The following is a 23170-nucleotide window of genomic DNA, read 5'->3' on the forward strand; positions in this document are numbered from 1 at the left end:
GCGGCCGTGCGGAACGTGCCGTGCGGCTGCTCGGGGGTGCCCTCCGAACGCGGGAAGAACTCGTACCAGGAGCCGTACAACGCCCGCTCCCGCTCGACGAGGAGGGGCAGGGGCTCGCTGCTGGTGACCAGATCCCGCAGCGGATGCCGGCCGAGGACCTCGTCCACCTCCGGCGTCAGCGCCGCCGCCAGACGAGCCGCCGCGGGGCGGTTCTCGTCCCGCAGGGCGTCGACGGCGGTGAGGATCACGTCGCGCAGTCCCTCCTCCTCGGGCACACCGGCGGCCGCCCGCTCGTACAGACGCGCGCCCTCCTCCAGGACGACGTCGGTGTCCATGCCCGCCGGGATCTTGATCTCGGCGTGATGGCGCCAGGTGCTGACCGGGTCCCCCCATGCCTCGACGGTGAACGTCCACGGGCCGGGTTCCCCGGCGGTGACCGTGGCACCCCACCGGTCCGCCCCCGGGGCGAGCTCGCGCATCGGCGTCCACGGGCCCGGGCGGCCCTCGGGGTCCTTCAGGACGACATTGGCGGCGACCGCGTCGTGCCCCTCCCGGAACACCGTCGCCGAGATCTCGAAGGTCTCACCGGTGACGGCCTTGGCCGGCCGGCGTCCGTGCTGGACCACCGGGCGGACATCCAGGACGGGTATGCGCCCGACGGCGGTCGCGTCGCCCACGGGTGGTGGTGGCGTGGCCGGTGGACCGGCGTCGGCCGGGCGCGCGGGGCGTGCTTCGCCGCCGGGTGCGCGCGCCCCGGTGGTGCGGCGGTTGGGGGGTGCTGGCGAATGGTGCTTGGCGGGCATGACCGCTCCTGTCCGCGTCAACGTGGGTAGGCGGATGTCTGTGGGGAGGTGGGTCCTGCATGGTGCTCCTGAGAGGGGTACCCGCAGGAGCCTTCCCACCCTATTCGGGTGGGCAATCCGGCACTTTGTTAACTACTCACGCGTATGTCGACACACAAGACCGGCCTCGTCCGCGACGGACGAGGCCGGCCCCTCGGCGTGGCTGCCGCTTCGCCCTACCCGTGCGGCACCGCAAGTAATTTGTCCGGTGAACCGATGCCCCGGCCGGAGACTTTCCCGGTCGCCGCCGCGGCGGTCAAGGCCCTCCCGACCTGCGCCGGAGCCGCTTGCCGATGATCGGCCAGATAGAGCGCGGCCACGCCCGCGGCATGCGGAGACGCCATCGAGGTACCCGAGTAGGTCGCCCGCGCGGTGTCGCTCGCGGCCGACGCGGAGGTGATGGCGACGCCCGGGGCGAACAGATCGAGGGCCGGACCGTGGTTGGAGAAGGCCGGTTTCGTATCCCCCCGGTCGGTCGCGCCGACCGTGATGGCCTGCTTGACGCTCCCCGGGGAGTACAGGCCCGCCGGCATGCCGTCGTTGCCCGCGGCGACCGTGTAGGTGACGCCGGAGGCGATGGAGGCGCGGACGGCGGCGTCCAGCCGGTCGTTGCGGGGGCCGCCCAGACTGAGGTTGGCGACCGCGGGCTTCTTCGCGTGCCGGGTCACCCAGTCGATCCCGGCGATCACCCGGGCCGTGGTGCCCGCGCCCGCGGCGTCGAGGACGCGCACGGAGACGATCCGGGCCTTCTTGGCCACGCCGTGGGCCGTCCCGGCGGCCGTGCCGGCGACGTGCGTGCCGTGGCCGTTGGCGTCCGAGGCGACCCGGTCGTTGTCGACGAAGTCCCAGCCGTGGCCCGCCCGGCCGGCGAAGTCCCGGTGGGTGGTCCGCACGCCGGTGTCGATCACGTACACCGTCACCCCCGCACCGGCCGGCCCCGGCCAGGTGTAGCTCCGGTCCAGGGGCGGCTTCGGCTGGTCGACGCGGTCGAGTCCCCAGGACGGCGGGTTGCGCTGGGTGCCGCCGAGCCGCACGCGGGTGTCCTGGACGACCGAGGCGACCCGGGGATCGGCGGCCAGCCGCGCGGCCTGTCTCTCGTCCGCCCGGACCGCGTAGCCGTTCATGACCGTGCCGTAGGTGTGGCTGATCTCCACCCCGTACTGTCCGGCGAGGCCCTTTCCGGCCGCCGACCGGGCGCCCGTGCCCTCCTTCAGTGTCACCAGGTAACTCCCGTGCATGGAGCCGGGTGATCCGGCGCCGAGTATCCGCCCCTCCGGTACGGCGTGCGCGGGCAGGGTGGTGGCCGAGAACGCCGCAGCGCAGATCGCCGCGGTCAGGCCCCCCGTCCGGCGCAGACGCCGCTCGCGCCTCCGAGCCATGGTCCGCGTTCCCCTCCTCGACTCGGCGTACGGCTGCCGCGCGGCGCCGCGAGCGGCGGGGCACGGGCCGGTACACCACAGGCAGCCTCTCGTGACGCGTGAAGCACCACAAGGACGCCTATGGGGGCGGAATCGGCCATATCCACGGATGATGCTGTTCAGGCCGATTGGCGGTCCGGTGGCGGAGCTTCAGCGACCAGGGCGCCGACGCCGGTACTGTCGTAGGAGACGTCGTCGAAGCCCTGCGAAATCCAGCGAACGCGCCGAGGTGGAACCCGTGAAGGCGATCCGTCGATTCACCGTCCGACCCGTTCTCCCCGACCCCCTCCGGCCGCTCAGCGATCTGGCCCGCAACCTGCGCTGGTCGTGGCACGCGGAGACCCGTGACCTGTTCCGGTCCGTCGACCCCGAGCGCTGGGCGGCCTCGGGCGGCGACCCCGTCCGGCTGCTCGGCAGCGTCCCGCCCGCGCGGCTGGCGGAGCTGGCCGGGGACCGCCCGTTCCTGCGCCGCCTCGCCGCGGTCGCGGGCGATCTGCACGACTACACGACCGGCGACCGCTGGTACCAGACCCAGCCCGAGGAACTGCCCGCGGCGATCGCCTACTTCTCACCCGAGTTCGGCATCACGGCCGCCCTGCCCCAGTACTCCGGCGGCCTCGGCATCCTGGCCGGCGACCACCTCAAGGCGGCCAGCGACCTCGGCGTCCCGCTGATCGGCGTCGGTCTGCTCTACCGGCACGGCTACTTCCGCCAGACCCTGTCCCGGGACGGCTGGCAGCAGGAGCACTACCCGGTCCTCGACCCCAACGAGCTGCCCGTCGCCCAGCTCGAGGAGCCCGACGGCACCCCCGCCCAGGTCTCCCTCGCCCTGCCCGGCGGCAAGCAGCTGCACGCCCGGATCTGGCTGGCGCTGGTCGGCCGGGTCCCGCTGCTGATGCTGGACTCCGACGTCGAGGAGAACGACCTCGGCGAGCGCGGCGTGACCGACCGGCTCTACGGCGGCGGCAGCGAGCACCGGCTGCTCCAGGAGATGCTCCTCGGCATAGGAGGGGTCCGGGCGGTACGGACGTACTGCCGGCTGACCGGCCACCCCGCGCCGGAGGTCTTCCACACCAACGAGGGACACGCCGGGTTCCTCGGCCTGGAGCGGATCGCCGAACTCTGCGCCGAGGGGCTGGACTTCGACTCCGCGCTGGAGTCGGTCAGGGCCGGGACCGTCTTCACCACCCACACCCCCGTCCCGGCCGGCATCGACCGCTTCGACCGCGAGCTGGTCGCCCGCCACTTCGGCCCCGACGCCGAGCTGCCCCGCATCGACGTCGACCGCGTCCTGCGGCTCGGCATGGAGACCTACCCCGGCGGGGCGCCCAACCTGTTCAACATGGCCGTGATGGGCCTGCGCCTGGCTCAGCGCGCCAACGGGGTCTCCCTGCTGCACGGCAACGTCAGCCGCGAGATGTTCTCCGGGCTGTGGCCCGGCTTCGACGCCGACGAGGTGCCGATCACCTCCGTGACCAACGGGGTGCACGCGCCGACCTGGGTCGCCCCCGAGGTGTTCCGGCTCGGTGCCCGGCAGATCGGCGCCCAGCGCGCCGAGGACGCCCTGACCGTCGGCGGCTCCGAACGCTGGGACTCGGTCGCCGACATCCCCGACCAGGACATCTTCGAGCTGCGGCGGGTGCTGCGCGAGCAGCTGGTGACCGAGGTGCGCGAGCGGCTGCGGGCCTCCTGGCGGCAGCGCGGCGCCCATACGGCCGAGCTGGGCTGGATCGACGGCGTGCTCGACCCGGACGTCCTCACCATCGGCTTCGCCCGGCGCGTCCCGTCGTACAAGCGCCTGACGCTGATGCTGCGCGACCGGGACCGGCTGATGGACCTGCTGCTGCACCCCGAGCGGCCGGTCCAGATCGTCGTCGCGGGCAAGGCGCACCCCGCGGACGACGGCGGGAAGCGGCTGGTGCAGGAGCTGGTGCGGTTCGCCGACGATCCGCGGGTGCGGCACCGGATCGTGTTCCTGCCGGACTACGGCATGGCGATGGCGCAGAAGCTCTATCCCGGCTGCGACATCTGGCTGAACAACCCGCTCAGGCCCCTGGAGGCCTGTGGCACCTCCGGCATGAAGGCGGCGCTCAACGGCTGTCTGAATCTGTCCGTGCTCGACGGCTGGTGGGACGAGTGGTTCCAGCCCGACTTCGGCTGGGCGATCCCCACGGCGGACGGCGTCGGGACCGACCCGGACCACCGTGACGACATAGAGGCCGCGGCGCTGTACGACCTGCTGGAGCAGCGGGTGACGCCCCGCTTCTACGAGCGCGGGCAGAGCGGGCTGCCCGACCGGTGGATCGAGATGGTCCGTCACACGCTGAGCCTGCTCGGGCCGAAGGTGCTGGCGGGGCGCATGGTCCGCGAGTACGTGGAGCGGCTCTACGCGCCGGCGGCTCTCGCCCACCGCTCGCTGGGTCCGGACGCGGCGCGGGATCTCGCCGAGTGGAAGGGGCGGGTGCGGGCGGCTTGGCCGGGGGTCACGGTCGACCATGTGGAGACGTCCGCGGTGGCCACGCTGGCGGAGCTCGGTACGACGCTGGGGCTTCGCGTGCGGGTCGGTCTCGGGGAGCTCGGGCCGGACGACGTGGAGGTGCAGGTCGTGTCGGGGCGGGTGGACGAGGAGGATCGCATCGCCGACGCGGCTGTCGTTCCGTTGAAGCCGGTGGGATCACCCGACCAGGACGGGCGCTGGGTGTATGAAGGGCCCTTGTCCCTCGATCGCACCGGGCCTTTCGGGTACACGGTGCGGATCCTGCCCGCGCATCGGCTGTTGGCGTCCAGCGCGGAGCTGGGGCTCGTGGCCGGGCCGTCCGAGGAGCTGGTGGAGGCTGCCGGGTTGTTGATGCGCTGAGTGTCTTGTGGGGTGCGGGGGGTTGCTCGCGCGGTCCCCCGCGCCCCTCAGGCCACCTCACCATGCGTCGCCAGGTTGCGGAGGACGCTGCCGCACCTGCGCGCATACGCGTGCTGGAACCCCCGGGTCGCCGGGCCGCCCGCCTTCGCGTACCACTTGGCCGCGCGGCTGAAGGCGTTCACCGTCAGCCAGACGGTGCCGTCTCCCGTGCGGTCCACCACGAAGGACTCCTCGCCGGTCTCCGGGTGGCCGGGCAGCGTGCCGTAGGCCCAGCCCGCGCGGCGGGGCTCCTCGACCGTCCAGACCACGCGGCAGGGGGCCTTGATCATGCCGGCGAGAGTGACGGTGACGTCGACGCCGGGGGCGGCTCGCTCCGCGCTCGCGTCGATGCCGACGCCCATCGCCCGGTGCATCTCCCAGGTGAGGACCGCCTCCGAGGCCCGGCGGAAGACCTCCTCGCCCTCGCCGAAGCGGGTGCGGACGTTCATGGGGTGGAAGCCCGGCGGGCAGAAGCCCTGGTCGCGGGTGGCGCCGACGTCGGCGTAGGTGAAGTCCTTCGGATCCGGATGAGACACGGTCACCAGAGTAGGGCGGCACCCGGACCTGCCTTCGTTCCGGGTACCGCCCTTCGGTCATGCTGCGGTCAGCCGACGTTGACGGCCGACCAGGCGGACGCGACCGCCTTGTACTCGGTGCTGGACGCGCCGTAGAGCGCCGAGGCCGCGTTCAGGGTCGCCGTACGGGCCTGCGCGTACTTGGTCGTCGACGTCATGTACGTCGTCAGCGCCTTGTACCAGATCTGCAGCGCCTTGGTCCGGCCGATGCCGGTGACCGTGGAGCCGTTGGAGGTAGGCGAGTTGTAGGTCACGCCGTTGATCGTCTTCGTGCCGCTGCCCTCGGACAGCAGGTAGAAGAAGTGGTTGGCGGGACCGGAGGAGTAGTGGACGTCCACCCCGCCGAGGCCGGCGGACCAGCTGTCCTTGGACGCGCCGTCCTTGCTGGGCTTGTCCATGTAGCGCAGCGGGCTGCCGTCGCCGTTGATGTCGATCTCCTCGCCGATGAGGTAGTCACCGACGTCGGAGGAGTTGCCCGCGAAGAACTCGGCGCCCGCGCCGAAGATGTCGCTGGTGGCCTCGTTCAGGCCGCCGGACTCGCCGCTGTAGTTCAGACCCGCCGTGGCGGACGTCAGACCGTGGCTCATCTCGTGCGCGGCCACGTCGAGCGAGGTCAGCGGGTGGGTGTTGCCCGAGCCGTCGCCGTAGGTCATGCAGAAGCAGCTGTCCGACCAGAAGGCGTTGACGTAGGCGTTGCCGTAGTGGACGCGCGAGTAGGCCGCCTTGCCGTCGTTGCGGATGCCGCTGCGGCCGAAGGTGCTCTTGTAGAAGTCCCAGGTCACCTGGGCGCCGTAGTGGGCGTCGGCGGCGGCGGTCTCCAGGTTGGACGGGTTGCCGGTGCCCCAGACGTCGTCGGCTCCGGAGAACAGGGTGCCGGTGCCGGACGTGCCGCGGTTGAGGTTGTACGTCTTGTGGCCGCCGCGGGCGCCGTCCGTCAGGTTGTAGGACGACCCGGACTTGGTGGTGCCCAGGGTGACCTGGCCGCTGTACGTGGTGTTGCCGGTGCCGGTCTCGATGCCCTGGTACTCGTAGAGCTTCTTGCCGGTGGCGGCGTCGGTGACGACGTGCAGCTCGTTCGGGGTGCCGTCCTCCTGAAGACCGCCGACGACCGTCTCGTAGGCGAGGACCGGCTTGCCGTCGGCCGCCCAGATCACCTTGCGGGGAGCGGAGTTCGCCTCGGTCTCGGCCGAGCCGGCCGCCTTGGCGAGGGTCACGGCCTGCTTCTCCGCCTTGGCGGCGGTGACCGCGGGCTTGAGCGAGGCGACCTTCAGGGCCGCCTTGGTGGCTCTGGTGACGCCCTTGGTCGCGCCGGACTTCGACTCGTGCACCACGAGGTCGCCGCCGAGGACCGGCAGGCCCGCGTAGGTGCGCTCGTAGCGGGTGTGGACCGACCCGTCGGCGTCCTTCACGACGTCCTTGACGACCAGCTTCTCCCGGGCACCGAGGCCTATGTCGTCGGCGGTCCGCGAGGCGTCCGCCTGCTGCTCCCGGATGAGCGCCGTGCGGGCGGGCGCCGAGAGCAGGACGGGGGCGGCGGCGAGGGCCGGCTTGCTCGCGGAGTCCGCGGCGACGCTGCTGCCGGAGGTCAGGCCGGTGGTGAGCAGGGCGCCGGCGGCGACGGCGGTGGCGATGGCCAGCGTGGCGCGCTTTTGACGCGCGTAGAGAGGCGTGGACACACAAGCTCCTCGATGTGGGGGACGTGCTGCGGTGCTGTGCGGGGTGGGGGAAGAGTGGCACTTGGGGCGCGTACATGTCAGGAGTGAGGCGTGATGTTGGCCGGAATTCGACGACGAGATGTACGCGAGGGCACGTGAAACGGACGCCGCCCCGGGGGATTCGAACCCACCGGGGCGGCGCCCTGACTCGAGGGCCTGCCTACGGGTTTACGGGCCTACGGGAAGGTCAGCTTCCAGCTGTTGATGTAGCCGGTGTCGACGGCCGCGTTGTCCTGGACCCGCAGCTTCCAGACGCCGTTGGCCACCTCGGAGGAGGCGTTCACCGTGTAGGTGGTGTTGATGTTGTCCGCGCTGCCGCCGGTGCCGTACCCCTTCAGCGTGTACGCCGTGCCGTCGGGGGCGACCAGCTCCACCTTGAGGTCACCGATGTAGGTGTGGACGATGTCCACGGCGACCTGGAGGTTGGACGGCGCGTTGCCCGTCCGGCCGGAGACGGTGACGGACGAGGTGACCGCCGCGCCCCGGTCCGGGATCGCCACGTCGGCGGTGTTCTCGAAGGACGTGCCTCCGCCGCCTCCGTCGCCGGGCCGGGTGCCGACGTTGATGCCCGCCCACGCGTGCTGGACCGCCTTGTACTCGGCGCTGTCCGTGCCGTACAGCTCACCGGTGGCCGCGAGGGTACCGGTGCGCGCACCCGCGTAGTTGGTGGTCGAGGTGAACTTGGTGGTGAGCGCGCGGAACCAGATCTTCTCCGCCTTGGCCCGGCCGATGCCGGTGACCGGAAGGCCGTCCGAGGTGGCCGAGTCGTACGTGACACCGTTGATCGTCTTGGTGCCGCTGCCCTCGCTCAGCAGGTAGAAGAAGTGGTTCGCCGGGCCGGACGAGTAGTGCACGTCGATCGAGCCGATGCCCGAGTACCAGCTGTCCTTGGACGCGCCGTCCTTGCTGGGCTTGTCCATGTAGCGCAGCGGGGTGCCGTCGCCGTTGATGTTGATCTCCTCGCCGATGAGGTAGTCACCGACGTCGGAGGAGTTGTTGGCGTAGAACTCGACGGTCGAGCCGAAGATGTCGGAGGTGGCCTCGTTCAGGCCGCCGGACTCGCCGGAGTAGTTGAGGCCCGCGGTGTTCGAGGTGAGCCCGTGGGTCATCTCGTGCGCGGCCACGTCGATCGACGTCAGCGGGTTGGCGTTGCCCGAGCCGTCGCCGTAGGTCATGCAGAAGCAGCTGTCCGACCAGAACGCGTTGACGTAGTTGTTGCCGTAGTGGACCCGGGAGTACGCGCCCACGCCGTCGCCGCGGATGCCGGAGCGGCCGTGCACGTTCTTGTAGTAGTCCCAGGTCAGGGCGGCACCGTAGTGCGCGTCGGCGCCCGCGGACTCCAGGTTGGACGGGGTGCCGTTGCCCCAGACGTCGTCCGGGCCGGAGAACAGGGTGCCGGTGCCGGAGGTGCCGCGGTTGAGGTTGTACGTCTTGTGGTTGCCGCGGGCGCCGTCGGTGAGGTTGTACGTCGACCCGGACTGGGTGGTGGTGAGGTCGACCGTCCCGGAGTACACCGTGTTGCCGGTGCCGGTCTCGATCGCCTCCCACTCGTACAGCTTCTCGCCGGTGGTGGCGTCGGTGACGACGTGCAGTTCCTGCGGGGTGCCGTCGTGCTGGAAGCCCCCGACGACCGTCTCGTAGGCCACGACCGGCTTGCCGTTCGCGGCCCAGATCACCTTGCGCGGCTCACGGTTGATGCCCGGGCTCTTGGCCTCGTCGGCCTTGCCGGCGGTCAGGGCCTGCTGCCGGGCCTTCGCGGCGGTCACCGCGGCCTTCGTCGTGGCCGGCTTGATGGCGGCGCGGGTGGCCTTCACGACGGCCGCCGTGGCGTCCGCCTTGGTGCTCTCGACGACCAGGTCGCCGCCGAGGACCGGCAGGCCGTCGTAGGTGCGCTCGTAGCGCGTGTGCACGGTGCCGTCGCGGTCCTTCAGGACGTCGCGCACGACCAGCTTCTCCTTGGCGCCGAGGCCCAGGTTCTCGGCGGTCTCCGCCTTGGCGGCGTCGGCCTCGCGGATCAGTGCGGCGCGCTGGGCGGGGGTGAGCTTGACCGACTCCGAGCCGGGGTTCGCCTTGCTCGCGGCCGACGGTGCCTTCTCCGGGGCTGCGATGGCGGTGCCGCTCTGGACGGCGGCGGCGATCAGCGCGGCGACGCCGGCGAGGGCCACGGCCGCGGTGCGGCGGGGGGCGTGGGGAGTGCGTCTGTGGGAGGTGCCTCTTCGTGAGGAACTGCTTCTCAACACTGACTCCTTCTGCGGGACCGGGGATCGCCCGGCCTGGGGAGGTGGAGGTGTTGCTGTGGGGTTCCTGTGGAGCAGTCGTGGGAAGCGTGGCAGGGGAGTGCGCTTACTGTCAGGAGCGCGTCAAAACTATGGCCGGAAACGGTTCGTTGTCCGGAAGTTCATGTTCGCTATACGGACGCTTCGCCGTCCTCGGGCAGGTCCCCGTGCCAGGAGTGCCACAGCGCCGCGTAGGCCCCGCCGGCCGCCACCAGCTCGTCGTGCGTGCCGAGTTCGGTCAGCCGGCCGTCCTCCATCACCGCCACCCGGTCGGCGTCGTGCGCGGTGTGCAGCCGGTGCGCGACGGCGATGACGGTGCGCCCCTCGAGGACGCCGGCCAGGGCCCGCTCGGTGTGCCGGGCGGTCGCCGGGTCGAGCAGCGCGGTCGCCTCGTCGAGGATCAGCGTGTGCGGGTCCGCCAGCACCACCCGGGCCAGGGCGAGTTGCTGGGCTTGCGAGCCGTCGGTACGGCGACCGCCCTGGCCCAGCGGGGTGTCCAGCCCCAGCGGCAGTTCCCGCACCCACGCGTCGGCGCCGACCACGGCCAGCGCCTCCCACAACTCCTCGTCCCCCGCGGCCGGTTCGGCGATCCGCAGATTGTCGCGGACCGAACCCAGGAACACATGGTGCTCCTGGGTGACCAGGACGACCTGGCGGCGCAGCCGCTCCGGCCCCAGCCCGACGACCGGCACGCCGCCTACCGTCACCGAACCGGCCGTCGGCGCGTCGATGCCCGCCATCAGCCGGCTCAGCGTGGTCTTGCCGGCGCCGGACGGCCCGACCACGGCCAGCCGCTCCCCGGGCCGCACCGTCAGATCGACGCCGCGCAGCACCTCGACGCCCCCCTCGTACGCATAGCGCACCCCGGTGACGTCGATGCGGTCCCCGTCGGGATCCGGACAGTCGCCCTCACCGGCTGCCCGCGGAGCCCGGGCCAGCCCCTCCACCCGGGCGAACGAGGCCCCGCTGCTCTGCAGTTGCTCGACCCGGACCAGGATCTCGTCCAGCGGATTGCTCAACTGATGCAGATACAGGGCCGCCGCCACCACCGCCCCGAGGCTCATCTCGCCCGACGAGTGCAGCGCACCGCCGATCACCAGCACACCGGCCACGGGCAGGACGTACGACACCTCCACCGCCGGGAAGAACACGCTGCGCAGGTAGAGCGTGTGGAAGCGGGTGCGGCGGGAGGCCTCCAGGGCGTCCCGGCTCGCGGTGGTGCGCTGCCTCCCGAGGCGGAACGCCTCGACCGTGCGGGCGCCGGACGCGGTCGCCGCGAGGATCTCCGCGACGTCCGAGGTGGCCGCGCCCTCGGCGAGATAGCCGTCCCGGGCCCGGCGCAGGTACCAGCGCAGCGCCAGCCAGATCGGCGTCAGCCCCAGCACGCCGAGGGCACCGAGCAGCGGGTCCAGCAGGAACACGGCGCCGGCCAGGAACAGCGACTGCACCAGGCTGATGAGCAGGATCGGCCCGGCGTCCCGCAGGGTGTTGCCGACGGTCGTCACGTCGGAGGTGCCGCGGGCCGTCAGGTCACCGGTGCCGGCGCGCTCCACCACCGAGGCGGGCAGCGTGAGCGCGCGGTCCACGAACCGCTCCCGGACCCGGGCGAGGGTGCGTTCGCCGAAGCGGTGGCCCACGTAGCGGGCCCAGCGGGCGAGGAGCAACTGTGCGAGTGCGCAGAGCACGAGGACGAGGGCCAGCCGGTCGACGGCGGCGACTCCCCGCCCGGCCCGGACGTCGTCGATCATCCGGCCGAGCAGCCAGGGGCCCGCGAGGCCGGCCACGGCGGCGAGGGCGTTGAGGCCGAGGACGGTGCTGAAGGCCCGGGCGTCGGCCCGTACGAGGTCCAGCAGGGCGTGTCGTACATCGGTGGGCTCGGCGACGGGGAGGTGCCCGTGGCTCATCGGACGGCCTCCTCGGTGTCCCTGGCCACGAGGGCGCGGTAGCCGGGGGTGGTGTCGAGCAGTCGGTGGTGGGTGCCGGTGGCTACGACCTTGCCGTCCTTCAGGAAGTGGACGGTGTCCGTGTGGTCGAGGACCAGGGGGGACGTGGTGGTGACGACCGTGGTGCGGCCTCGTCTCGCCTTGCCGAGCCGGCCCGCGACGGTGGCTTCCGTGTGGGCGTCCAGGGCCGAGGTCGGCTCGACGGTGAGGAGGACCTCCGGGTCGGCCAGGAGGGCTCTCGCCAGGCGGATGCGCTGGCGTTGGCCGCCGGAGAGGTTGCGGGCCTGGGCGGTCATCGGGGAGTTCAGGCCGTCGGGGAGGGCCTGGACGATGTCGTCTGCTGCGGCGGTGTGGAGCGCCTTCCGGGTCGCCACGGTGTCTGGTGTGGCGCCTGCCGCCTCGTCGTGGCCTGCCGCGCGGTTCCCCGCGCCCCCGAGAGGCCTGATCATGTCCTGCAAGGTTCCTGCGAACAGGTCCGCCTCGTGGTCCGCCAGCAGGATGCGGGACCTGACCTGGTCCAGGGCGATCTCGTCCAGAGGGGTTCCGCCCCACGTCGCGCTCGACGGGGCGTAGCGGGCCAGGCGGTCCAGGACGGTCGCGGCGTCCGCGGGGTGTTCCGCGACCAGTGCCGTCAGGCGGCCCGGCCGGATCCGCACGCCCGACTCGGGGTCGTACAGCACCGAGGGTTCGGACGGGGCGTCCCGGGTGCCGGTGTCGGCCATCGGCTCCAGCCGCAGGAAGCCCACGACCCGTCGGGCGCACACCAGGCCGCGGCTGATCTGGTAGCCGCAATCGACCCAGAAGGACACCGGGCCCACCAGGACCGCCACATAGCCGTAGACCGACACCAGCTCGCCCACGGTGATGTCCCCCTGCGCGGCCAGACGTGCCGCGAGCCAGGTCACCACCGCCAGGAACAGGGTCGGCAGGCCGATGCCGAGGGCCTGCACCCAGCTGGTCACCGCGCCCACGCGGTAGCCCTGTTCGCGCAGCCGCCGGGAGTCCCGGCGGAAGGCGTCCGAGACCAGGCCCTTGCCGCCCAGGCCCGCGAGGACCCGCAGACCGCCGGCGAGGTCGCCGATGCGGGCGGTCAGGACGCCCTGACGCTCGCGGTACTCCGCCTCCGAGCCCTGCAGCCGGCCGAGCAGCGGCCCGACCAGCAGGACGATGACGGGGATGCCGAGCAGGACGACCGCGGCGATCAGCTCAGAGACCGAGATCAGCAGCACCGCGACCACCAGATAGGCCACGACCGCGCCGACGCCGGGGCCGACGACCGTCAGGGACTGGCTGATCGTCTGGACGTCACCCACACCGATCGTGACGACCTCGCCCGCGCCCACCTGCCGCGACAGCGACGAGCCGAGCCGGACAGCCTGGCCGACGACGACCTTCACCGTGCGGAAGTTGGCGTCCATACGGACCCGGGTCATGGTGCGGTGCCGCATGATGCTCAGCCAGGCGTTGAAGGCGCCCACCACGAACAGCGCGCCGCTCCAGAGCGCCAGCGCGCTCATGTCGCCGGGCTCCAGACCGTCGTCGATCGCCCGGGACATCAGATACGGCGTCGCCGCCAGCAGCACCATCCACACACTGCCGAACATCGCCCCGGCGGCACACCGCCCGGGCTGCCGGGTGACCAGCCACCACAGGTAGCGGGCGCCGCCACGGTGGTCGGGTGTGCCGGGGTCCTCGTACGCGTCGATCATCCGCCCGCCCTCCTGCCGCCGCCGCCCTACGCCAGACTGTCCCGCCAGGCCCGGTGCAGGTCCGCGAACCTGCCGGTGCCCGCGATGAGTTCGCCGGGTTCGCCGTCCTCCACGATCCGGCCGTGCTCCATCACCAGGACCCGGTCCGCGATCTCCACGGTCGACAGCCGGTGCGCGATGACGACGGCCGTACGGCCTTTCAGCACCGTCGCCATGGCCCGCTGCACCGCACGCTCGCCCGGGACGTCCAGCGAGCTGGTCGCCTCGTCGAGGATCAGCACCGCCGGGTCGGCCAGCAACGCCCGGGCGAACGCCACCAGTTGCCGCTGCCCGGCGGAGATACGGCCGCCCCGCTTGCGTACGTCGGTGTCGTAGCCGTCGGGCAGGGCGCTGACGAAGTCGTGCGCGCCGATCTCCTTCGCGGCCTGCTCGATCTCCTCGCGGGTGGCGTCCGGGCGGCCGATGGCGATGTTGTCGGCGACCGTGCCGGAGAACAGGAAGGCCTCCTGCGTCACCATGACCACCCCGCGCCGCAGCTCGGGCACGGCGAGGTCGCGCAGGTCGACGCCGTCCAGCAGCACCCGGCCGTCGGAGGGGTCGTAGAACCGGGCCAGCAGCTTGGCCAGGGTCGACTTGCCGGCGCCGGTGGAGCCCACGACCGCGACCGTCTGCCCGGCCGGGAGGGTGAGGTCGAAGGCGGGCAGCACCTCGCCGCCGGTGCGGTAGCCGAAGCGGACCCCGTCGAAGACCACTTCGCGGCCGGGGTGTTCGCTCTCGAGCGGCGGGAGCTGCCGGGGGGTGGCCGGCTCGGGGACCGACGGGGTCTGGGCGAGCAGGCCGGCGATCTTCTCCAGGGAGGCCGCCGCCGACTGGTAGGAGTTCAGGAACATCCCCAGCCGGTCGATGGGGTCGTACAGCCGCCGCAGGTACAGCACGGCCGCCGCCAGCACACCGAGGGCCAGCGTGCCGTCCGCCACCCGGTAGGCGCCCCACAGCACGATCGCCGCGACCGCCACGTTGGCGACCAGCCGCGAGCCGGTGACGTAGCGGGCCATCTCCAGCAGCGCGTCGCCGTTGACCCGTTCGTGCCGCTGGTTGAGCACGCCGAAGTCCGCGTCGTTGGCGGCCTCACGGCGGAAGGCGCGCACCGGGCGGATGCCGTTCATGGTCTCGACGAACTTGACGATGACGGCCGCGATCGCCGTCGACCTGGCCCGGTACACCCGGCCGGCCCGCCGCTGGTACCACCGCACGAGCGCGTAGAGCGGCACCAGGGACGCCACCGCCACGCCCCCGAGGCCCAGGTCGAGCCAGAGCAGCATCACCGAGATGTAGACGAAGGACAGGATGACCGTCACGAGTTCCTGGAGACCCTCGTCCAGCAGTTCGCGCAGCGACTCCACGTCGGTCGTGGAGCGGGAGATGAGCCGGCCCGAGGTGTAGCGCTCGTGGAAGTCGACACTCAGCGCCTGCGCGTGGCGGAAGATCCGGCCGCGCAGATCGAGCAGCACGTCCTGACTGACCCGGGCGGCGGCGCCGACGAACGCGAACTGCAGCCCGCCCGAGGCCAGCGCGCACGCCAGGTAGCCGACGCCCACCGCGATCAGCGGCCCGTGGTCCTGCGCCCGGAACGCCGGTACGGCACGGTCGATGGCGTACGCCACCAGCAACGGGCCCGCCTGCACGACCGCCTGCTGGAGCAGCAGCAGGAGCGTCGTGACCGCGACCCGGGCCTTCATGGGCGCGAGCAGGGAGCGCAGCAGGGCCCCGGTGGCGCCCGGCGGGGTGGGCAGGACGTCCCGGTCGAAGGGGTCGCCGGTGGCGGCGGGTCGATCGCCCGGTGGTCCGTCGGGTTTGTCGCCGGCCGGTGCGCCGGTGGCCGCCGTCATCGTGCGCCCTCCTCTTCCCCTGACATCAGATGCGCGTACTCGGCGTTCGTCCGCAGCAGTTCGTGGTGGGTGCCGACCGCCGCGATCCGGCCGCCGGACAGCAGAGCGACGCGGTCGGCGAGCAGCACGGTGGACGGGCGGTGCGCCACGATCAGGGCGGTGGTGTCCGCGAGGACCTGCCGCAGGGCGGCCTCGACGGCGGCCTCGGTGTGCACGTCCAGGGCGGACAGGGGGTCGTCCAGGACGAGGAACTCCGGCTGCCCGACGACGGCCCGGGCGAGCGCGAGGCGCTGGCGCTGGCCGCCGGAGAGGCTCAGGCCCTGCTCGCCCACCTGGGTGTCCGTCCCCTGGGGCAGGGCGTGCACGAAGCCGGCCTGGGCGACGGTGAGCGCACGCTCCAGGTCGGCTGCGCCGGCGGTGTCCTTCGCCCCCATGAGAACGTTGTCGCCGACCGAGGCCGAGAACAGCGTGGGCTCCTCGAAGGCCACGGCGACCTTGGTGCGCAGCGCCTGCCTGGAGAGGTCCGTGATGTCGACGCCGTCGAGCGTGATGCGGCCCGAGGTCAGTTCGTACAGGCGCGGGACGAGCGCGGTGAGGGTGGTCTTGCCGCTGCCGGTGGCGCCGACCAGGGCCATGGACTCGCCCGGGCGGATGTGCAGGTCGATGTGCTGGAGGACGGGCGGGGTGCCGGGCGGGGCGTCGGGATAGCCGAACCGCACGTCGTGGAAGCGGAGCCCCTTGCTGCGACTGCCCCCGCGGCCTCGATCGCGGCCTGTGTCCCGGGCGTTCACCACGCCGCTGCCCTGGACGGCGGCGGCGGTCCCCTCCACCTCCTCGTCCATCACCTCGAAGTACCGCTCCGTCGCCGTCGCCGCCTCCTGGCTCATCGCCAGCAGGAACCCGATCGACTCCACCGGCCATCGCAGCGCCAGCGCCGTCGACAGGAACGCCACCAGCGTCCCCGCCGACAGGGCACCGTCGGCCACCTGGACGACCCCCACCACCAGCGCCGCCCCGATCGCCACCTCCGGCAGGGTGACGATGACGCCCCAGATCGTCGCCAGCAGCCGCGCCTTGCGCAGTTCCGTGCCGCGCAGCGTCTTCGACAGGTCCCGGAACGCCCGTTCCTGGCTCCGGTGGCGGCCGAAGCCCTTGATGATGCGGACGCCGAGCACGCTCTCCTCGACGACCGTCGTCAGGTCGCCGACCTGGTCCTGGGCCCGGCGGGCCACCTCGGCGTAGCGCTTCTCGAAGATCACGCAGGTGGCCATGACGGGCACGGCAGGCCCGAGGACGACCAGCCCCAGCGTCCAGTCCTGGAGCAGCATGATGATCACGCCGACGAGGATCGTCACCCCGTTGACCAGCAGGAACGTCAGCGGGAAGGCGAGGAACATGCGCAGCAGCATCAGGTCCGTCATCCCCCGGGACAGCAACTGCCCCGAGGCCCACCGGTCGTGGAAGGCCACCGGCAGCCGTTGCAGACGCCGGTACAGATCCGCCCGCATCGACGCCTCGACGTGGGACAGCGGCCGGGCCACCAGCCACCGCCGCAGCCCGAACAGCAGGGCCTCCGTGAAGCCGAGCAGCAGCAGGTACAGCGCGCCGAGCCACACCCCCGCCGGGTCCCGGTCGGCGATCGGCCCGTCCACCATCCACTTCAGGACGAGCGGGATCACCAGGCCCACGCAGGAGGCGACTATCGCGACGAACGCGGCGCTGAACAGCCGCGCCCGCACAGGCCTCACGTACGGCCACAGGCGCAGCAGCGTACGCACGGCGGAGCGGTCCTGGGCGGGGGTGGGTGTCGTGGCCATCAGCAGCGAGCCTACGGATCGCCACTGACACTGCCCACCGAGTTTCCGCCGGACCCGGACCGGCCGTCGGTCCTACGACCTGGGGGCCTCGGGGCGTGCGGGCTAGCCCGCCACCCTCAGCAGCAGCACCGCCCGCGCCGGCATCGTGATCTCCGTGCCCGCCCGGTGTTCCACCCCCGGCGCCTCCCCCTGCTCCTCCAGGCTCGTGTCGACGACGACCTCGTAGCGCTCGGCCCAGGGCGGTCCCGGCAGGGTGAAGGTCACCGGTCCTTCGCCCGCGTGCAGCACGGCCAGGAAACTGTCGTCGAGGATCTGCTCCCCGCGCTCGTCCCGGCCCGGGATGTCCCGGCCGGACAGGTACATGCCGAGCGTGGCGGCGGGCGCGTACCAGTCCTGCTCCGTCATCTCCGTGCCCCGGGACGTGAACCAGGCCAGGTCGCGCAGCCCGTCCGCGGTCTGGGCCCGGCCCGAGAAGAACGCCCGGCGCCTGAGCACCGGGTGCCGGTGGCGCAGCGCGATCAGCCGGGAGGTCAGGTCGAACAGGGCCTTCCAGCCGGGGTCCTCCAGAAGCTCCCAGTCCAGCCAGCTGATCTCGTTGTCCTGGCAGTACGCGTTGTTGTTGCCGCGCTGGGTGCGGCCCAGTTCGTCGCCCGCGACCAGCATGGGCACGCCCGTGGACAGCAGCAGGGTGGTCAGCAGGTTCCTGAGCTGCCGGCGCCTGAGGGCCCGTATGCCCTCGTCGTCCGTCTCGCCCTCGGCGCCGCAGTTCCAGGCCCGGTTGTCGTCCGTGCCGTCCCGGTTGCCCTCGCCGTTTGCCTCGTTGTGCTTGCGCCCGTAACTCACCAGGTCCCGCAGGGTGAACCCGTCGTGCGCGGTGATGAAGTTGACGGACGCGTAGGGCCTGCGTCCGCCCCAGGCGTACAGGTCGCTGGAGCCCGACAGGCGGTAGCCCATTTCGCGGACGTCCGGCAGCGCGTGCCGCCAGAAGTCCCGCACGGCGTTGCGGTACCGGTCGTTCCACTCCGTCCACAGCGGTGGGAACGCCCCCACCTGGTAGCCGCCCGACCCCACGTCCCACGGCTCGGCGATCAGCTTCACCCGGCGCAGCACCGGGTCCTGGGCGATGACCGCGAGGAACGGGGAGAGCATGTCGACGTCGTGCATGGAGCGGGCCAGCGCCGCCGCCAGGTCGAAGCGGAAGCCGTCCACGCCCATCTCGGTGACCCAGTAGCGCAGCGAGTCCGTGATCAGCCGCAGCACATGCGGCTGGACCACGTGCAGGGTGTTGCCGCACCCCGTGTAGTCGGCGTAGCGGCGGGCGTCGTCCTGGAGGCGGTAGTAGCCGCGGTTGTCGATGCCCTTGAGGGACAGCGCCGGGCCGAGTTCGCCCGCCTCCGCGGTGTGGTTGTAGACCACGTCGAGGATGACCTCGATCCCGGCCGCGTGCAGGGCGCGCACCATCCGCTTGAACTCGCCGACCTGCTGGCCCCTCGTCCCGGAGGCCGCGTAGGCCGCGTGCGGGGCGAAGTAGCCGATGGAGTTGTAACCCCAGTAGTTCCTGAGGCTTCTGCGCAGCAGGTGGTCCTCGTGCGCGAACTGGTGCACCGGCAGCAGCTCCACCGCCGTCACGCCCAGCTCGACCAGGTGCTCGATCGCCGCCGGGTGCGCGAGGCCGGCGTAGGTGCCGCGCAGCTCCTCGGGGATGCCCGGGTGCAATCGGGTGAAGCCCTTGACGTGCAGCTCGTAGATCACCGAGTCGGCCCACGGCGTCTTCGGACGGCGGTCGTCCGCCCAGTCGTCGTCGTCGTGCACGACGACGCCCTTCGGCACGTACGGCGCCGAGTCCCGGTCGTCGCGCACGGTGTCGGCGACATGCTGCTGCGGCCAGTCGCGGACGTGCCCGTACACCTCGGGCGGCAGACTGAAGTCGCCGTCGACCGCACGCGCGTACGGGTCGAGGAGCAGCTTCGCCGGGTTCCAGCGGGCGCCCGTCCAGGGGTCCCAGCGGCCGTGCACCCGGTAGCCGTAGCGCTGCCCGGGCAGCACACCGGGGACGAAGCCGTGCCAGATCTGGTGGGTCAGCTCGCCGAGCCGGACCCGCGACTCCTTGCCCGCCTCGTCGAACAGGCACAGCTCGACGCCCTCGGCCCCGCCCGCCCACAATGCGAAGTTGGTGCCCGCCACCCCGTCCGGGCCCACCCGGAACCGGGCGCCCAGCGGTGTCGGCGCCCCCGGCCACGCGGGCACGCTGGGCGGCGCGGCCCGCCGTGCGCCGTTCACGGCGGCGGCCTGGCGCCCGTTCCCGGTGGCCTGATGACCGGCCACCGCCTCCTGCTCGGCTGCGCTGGACACCTGTCAGCCTCCCGCGGCTCGTGGGACGACGGGGGACAGAGGGGTGCGGCCCTTGCTGCGGTCCGGGTCGCGGCTCCCCTGCGCGTCGTCCTCCCCACTGTTCTGCCCAGAGCGTGGGTCGCACTCACTTTTCCCCGGGGGCGGGCATGGTCGTTTCCCGGGGACACGGCCGGTCGTTGGGCACCCCGTGAGGCACGTACAAGGGCGCGCGCGGCGCGCGAGGGCCGCGCTGGCCGCCGTAGTGACATGGGCAGGGCTCCTCGCCGGAGCCACGGGCTGTACCTCGGACGACGCGGGCGGGATCGCCGGGGCGTTCGGCGCGCCCCCGGCGCCCGAGGACGTCATCAAGGTCTCGCCCGCCGACGGCAGCAGGGGAGTGCGCCCCGGAAGGAAGCTGCGGGTGCGCGTGCCCGACGGCCGGCTGGAGAAGGTGAAGGTCGTCAGGTCGCAGGACGCGCAGGAGTCCCCGGTGCCCGGGCACCTCTCCGCCGACGGCCTGACCTGGGAACCCGACGAGCAGCGACTCGCGCTGGCCGCCGAGTACACGATCGACGCCGTGGCCGTGGACGGTGACGGACGCCGCTCGGCCCGGCACACCACCTTCACGACCTACGTCCCCGAGGAACGCTTCATCGGCTACGTCGCCCCGGAGAACCGTGCCACGGTCGGCACCGGCATGATCGTCTCCCTGGAGTTCAACCGGGAGATCGCCGACCGCGCCGCCGTCGAACGCGCGGTGCGGGTCACCGCCCGCCCGCCCGTCGAGATCCGTCCGCACTGGTTCGGCAGGGCCCGCCTCGACTTCCGCCCCGAGGACTACTGGAAACCCGGAACCCAGGTCACCGTCGCCCTGCGCCTGCGCGACGTCGAGGGAGCGCCCGGGGTCTACGGCCTGCAGCACAAGACGTTCTCCTTCACCGTCGGCCGCAGCCAGGTCTCCGTGGTCGACGCCGCCGCCCACTCCATGGAGGTCCGGCGCGACGGCGAGCCGCTCGCCACGGTGCCGGTCACGGCCGGTGCTCCGAAGACGACCACGTACAACGGGAAGATGGTGGTGACCGAGATGCTCGACGTCACCCGGATGAACGGCGCCACGGTCGGCTTCAAGAAGCGCAACGGCAAAGGGGAGTACGACATCCCCGACGTCCCGCACGCCATGCGCCTGACCGACTCCGGCACCTTCCTGCACGGCAACTACTGGGCGCACCACTCCGTCTTCGGCCGCAGCAACGTCAGCCACGGCTGCATCGGCCTGCGCGATGTGAAGGGCGGCGGCTCGGACACACCGGCCGGCTGGTTCTTCGACCGCAGCCTCGTCGGGGACGTCGTCGAAGTCGTCAACAGCAATGACAAAAAGGTCTCTCCCGACAACGGGCTCGGAGGCTGGAATATGGGCTGGAATGCATGGAAGGCGGGCAGTGCGGTGAAGTAGCCGGACAGGGGGGCGGGTTGACCCGGCGTTCCGTTGGGACCGAACAGTGACAATCGCGGGCCGCCGGTGCCGTCCACCCTGTGGTTACTATTCGCCGACGCGCGGGGGACGCGCGGGGTGCGGGCCTGACCAGGCCCGGGGAGGGGAGAACCACTTGAACGGGCGACCGATATCGGGGGCGTCGGTTGGGCGCAGGAACGGAGTGCTCGCGCTGATACTCGGCGTGCTGCTCCTCGCCGTCACGGCGTGTGGCGGCGGGGGAACCGGCTCCGGTTCCGGCGGGAGCGACACCAAGGGCAAGGACTCGGACGCCGCGCAGAGCAAGCAGTCCGAGGCGGTCGTCAGCATCAGCCCCGAGGACGGAGCCAGGTCCGTCGACACGAGCGGTGCGCTGAAGGTCACCGCCGCGAAGGGGAAGCTGACCGAGGTCGAGGTCAAGGACGCCAAGGGCAAGAAGGTCGACGGCGAGATATCCGGTGACGGCGCCAGCTGGACGCCGTCCACCCATCTGGCCGGTGCCACCAAGTACACCGTCCACGCGGTCGCCAAGGACTCCGAGGGCCGCACGGCCGCGGAGGACGCCGGCTTCACCACGCTGACCCCGAAGAACACCTTCATCGGCACCTTCACCCCCGAGGACGGCTCCAAGGTCGGCGTCGGGATGCCGTTCTCCATCCGCTTCTCGCGGGGCATCACCAAGCCGGAGGACGTGGAGAGGGCCATCCGCATCAGGACGGAGCCGGCCGTCGACGTCCAGGGCCACTGGTTCGGCAACGACCGCCTCGACTTCCGCCCCGAGAAGTACTGGAAGCCCGGCACCAAGGTGACCGTCGACCTGAACCTCGACGGCGTAGAGGGCCGCTCCGGCGTCTACGGCGAGCAGGACAAGAAGGTCGAGTTCACCATCGGCCGCAACCAGGTCTCCGTCGTCGACGCCAAGAAGCTCACGATGAAGGTCATGCGTGACGGCAAGGTCGTCAAGACCATCCCGGTCACCACCGGCAAGCCCGGCATGGAGACCTGGAACGGCCAGATGGTCATCAGCGAGATGCTCACGGTGACCCGGATGAACGGCGAGACCGTCGGCTACGGCGGCGAGTACGACATCAAGGACGTCCCGCACGCCGTCCGCCTGACCACGTCCGGCACCTTCCTGCACGGCAACTACTGGGCGAGCGGCGCCTTCGGCAACTACAACGCCAGCCACGGCTGCATCGGCCTGCGCGACGTGCGCGGCGGCTGGGACAAGAAGGTGCCGGCCGCATGGTTCTTCAATCACTCGATGGTCGGCGACGTGGTGGTCGTCAAGAACTCCGAGGACCGGATCGTCGACCCGGACAACGGGCTCAACGGCTGGAACATGTCATGGGAGAAGTGGAAGAAGTAGTTCTCCGCCGCTGACAGGAGGACCCCGGTGTGACGGACCGCACCGGGGTCCTGCGCGTTAGTCCCCGTTAACCTGCTGCCTATGACCGTCTCTCTCGAAGTCGCTGAAGGCGTCGGCACGCTCCGTCTCGACCGCCCGCCCATGAACGCGCTGGACATCGCCACGCAGGACCGGCTGAAGGAACTCGCCGAGGAGGCCGCGCGCCGCGAGGACGTGCGGGCCGTGGTGATCTACGGCGGCGAGAAGGTGTTCGCGGCCGGCGCGGACATCAAGGAGATGCAGGCGATGGACCACACCGCGATGGTCCTGCGCGCCCGCGCCCTGCAGGACTCGTTCACGGCGGTGGCCCGGATCCCCAAGCCGGTCGTCGCGGCCGTGACGGGTTACGCGCTGGGCGGCGGCTGCGAACTGGCCCTGTGCGCGGACTTCCGGATCGCCGGCGACAACGCCAAGCTCGGCCAGCCGGAGATCCTGCTCGGCCTGATCCCCGGCGCCGGCGGCACCCAGCGCCTGGCCCGCCTGGTCGGCCCCTCCAAGGCCAAGGACCTCATCTTCACGGGCCGCATGGTGAAGGCCGACGAGGCGCGCGAGATCGGCCTGGTGGACCGGGTCGTCCCCGCCGACGAGGTGTACACGCAGGCGCACGCCTGGGCCGCGAAGCTGGCGCAGGGCCCGGCCCTCGCGCTGCGTGCCGCGAAGGAGTCGATCGACACGGGCCTGGAGACGGACATCGACACGGGCCTGGCGATCGAACGGAACTGGTTCGCGGGCCTGTTCGCCACCGAGGACCGCGAGCGCGGGATGCGCAGCTTCGTGGAGGAGGGGCCGGGCAAGGCGAAGTTCCTCTGAACCTCCCTGAAGGGGCTTGCAATTGACACGGTGTCTGACCCGGGGTCCCTCGATGGGGCGGTTTATGTCA

The 23170-nt window shown here is 71.9% G+C and carries 14 protein-coding genes; 4 read left to right on the forward strand and 10 right to left on the reverse strand.

Annotated features, from left to right (window positions below):
• The coding region (locus ACIRDU_RS36050) for a maltotransferase domain-containing protein (protein WP_403587924.1) at positions 1-803 on the reverse strand (803 nt) is incomplete at its 3' end.
• A gap of 215 nt (positions 804-1018) precedes the next feature.
• Positions 1019-2221 (reverse strand): S8 family peptidase, encoded by a 1203-nt coding sequence (locus ACIRDU_RS36055; RefSeq protein WP_403587926.1) that lies wholly within the window; start codon positions 2219-2221, stop codon positions 1019-1021.
• 277 nt (positions 2222-2498) lie between these two features.
• Between ACIRDU_RS36055 and ACIRDU_RS36060 the strand changes: the two genes are divergently transcribed.
• Positions 2499-5117 carry a glycosyltransferase family 1 protein gene (locus ACIRDU_RS36060; protein ID WP_403587928.1) on the forward strand — a complete coding sequence of 873 codons (2619 nt, stop codon included), beginning with the start codon at positions 2499-2501 and terminating at the stop codon, positions 5115-5117.
• 47 nt (positions 5118-5164) lie between these two features.
• Here the strand turns inward: ACIRDU_RS36060 and ACIRDU_RS36065 are convergent, their stop codons facing one another.
• The 8 genes from ACIRDU_RS36065 to glgX all read right to left on the reverse strand — a co-directional run bounded on the left by ACIRDU_RS36065 (position 5165) and on the right by glgX (position 19432).
• On the reverse strand, positions 5165-5698 hold the full coding sequence (locus tag ACIRDU_RS36065; protein ID WP_403587931.1) for a DUF1990 family protein: 534 nt from the start codon (positions 5696-5698) through the stop codon (positions 5165-5167).
• 62 nt (positions 5699-5760) lie between these two features.
• A complete protein-coding gene (locus tag ACIRDU_RS36070; protein WP_403587934.1) occupies positions 5761-7407 on the reverse strand; it encodes a M4 family metallopeptidase in 1647 nt (548 codons plus the stop codon).
• A 215-nt stretch (positions 7408-7622) separates the two neighbouring features.
• Complete coding sequence (locus ACIRDU_RS36075; protein WP_403587937.1) at positions 7623-9683, reverse strand: M4 family metallopeptidase; 2061 nt, start codon at positions 9681-9683, stop codon at positions 7623-7625.
• A gap of 170 nt (positions 9684-9853) precedes the next feature.
• The gene (locus tag ACIRDU_RS36080; RefSeq protein ID WP_403587941.1) at positions 9854-11626 is read right to left on the reverse strand and encodes an ABC transporter ATP-binding protein; all 1773 of its coding nucleotides are present in this window, start codon (positions 11624-11626) and stop codon (positions 9854-9856) included.
• Positions 11623-13374 (reverse strand): ABC transporter transmembrane domain-containing protein, encoded by a 1752-nt coding sequence (locus tag ACIRDU_RS36085; RefSeq protein ID WP_403587944.1) that lies wholly within the window; start codon positions 13372-13374, stop codon positions 11623-11625. Before ACIRDU_RS36085 ends, ACIRDU_RS36080 begins: the two co-directional genes overlap by 4 nt.
• A 26-nt stretch (positions 13375-13400) precedes the next feature.
• The gene (locus ACIRDU_RS36090) at positions 13401-15263 is read right to left on the reverse strand and encodes an ABC transporter ATP-binding protein (protein ID WP_403587947.1); all 1863 of its coding nucleotides are present in this window, start codon (positions 15261-15263) and stop codon (positions 13401-13403) included.
• Positions 15260-17080, reverse strand: coding sequence for an ABC transporter ATP-binding protein (locus ACIRDU_RS36095; protein ID WP_403587951.1), 1821 nt, complete (start codon positions 17078-17080; stop codon positions 15260-15262). Before ACIRDU_RS36095 ends, ACIRDU_RS36090 begins: the two co-directional genes overlap by 4 nt.
• Before the next feature lie 102 nt (positions 17081-17182).
• A complete protein-coding gene (gene glgX, locus ACIRDU_RS36100; protein WP_403587954.1) occupies positions 17183-19432 on the reverse strand; it encodes a glycogen debranching protein GlgX in 2250 nt (749 codons plus the stop codon).
• 187 nt (positions 19433-19619) lie between these two features.
• Between glgX and ACIRDU_RS36105 the strand changes: the two genes are divergently transcribed.
• The 3 genes from ACIRDU_RS36105 (at position 19620) to ACIRDU_RS36115 (ending at position 23100) form a co-directional block, all read left to right on the forward strand.
• Positions 19620-20864, forward strand: a complete 1245-nt coding sequence (locus ACIRDU_RS36105) for an Ig-like domain-containing protein (RefSeq protein WP_403587957.1) — start codon at positions 19620-19622, stop codon at positions 20862-20864.
• A 154-nt stretch (positions 20865-21018) separates the two neighbouring features.
• Positions 21019-22251: an Ig-like domain-containing protein gene (locus ACIRDU_RS36110; protein WP_403587960.1), complete on the forward strand. Its 1233-nt coding sequence runs from the start codon at positions 21019-21021 to the stop codon at positions 22249-22251.
• An 81-nt stretch (positions 22252-22332) separates the two neighbouring features.
• A complete protein-coding gene (locus ACIRDU_RS36115) occupies positions 22333-23100 on the forward strand; it encodes an enoyl-CoA hydratase/isomerase family protein (RefSeq protein ID WP_403587963.1) in 768 nt (255 codons plus the stop codon).
• The last annotated feature ends 70 nt before the right edge of the window (positions 23101-23170 follow it).

The organism is Streptomyces sp. NPDC093598, assembly GCF_044764825.1.
Taxonomy (GTDB): domain Bacteria; phylum Actinomycetota; class Actinomycetes; order Streptomycetales; family Streptomycetaceae; genus Streptomyces.

Excerpts from the sequence above, each read along its gene's own strand:
- ACIRDU_RS36055 (WP_403587926.1), bottom strand. The coding sequence starts at position 2,221 with ATGGCTCGGAGGCGCGAGCGGCGTCTGCGCCGGACGGGGGGCCTGACC.
- ACIRDU_RS36080 (WP_403587941.1), bottom strand. The coding sequence starts at position 11,626 with ATGAGCCACGGGCACCTCCCCGTCGCCGAGCCCACCGATGTACGACAC.
- ACIRDU_RS36090 (WP_403587947.1), bottom strand. The coding sequence starts at position 15,263 with ATGACGGCGGCCACCGGCGCACCGGCCGGCGACAAACCCGACGGACCA.
- ACIRDU_RS36095 (WP_403587951.1), bottom strand. The coding sequence starts at position 17,080 with ATGGCCACGACACCCACCCCCGCCCAGGACCGCTCCGCCGTGCGTACG.
- ACIRDU_RS36115 (WP_403587963.1), top strand. The coding sequence starts at position 22,333 with ATGACCGTCTCTCTCGAAGTCGCTGAAGGCGTCGGCACGCTCCGTCTC.
- ACIRDU_RS36085 (WP_403587944.1), bottom strand. The coding sequence starts at position 13,374 with ATGATCGACGCGTACGAGGACCCCGGCACACCCGACCACCGTGGCGGC.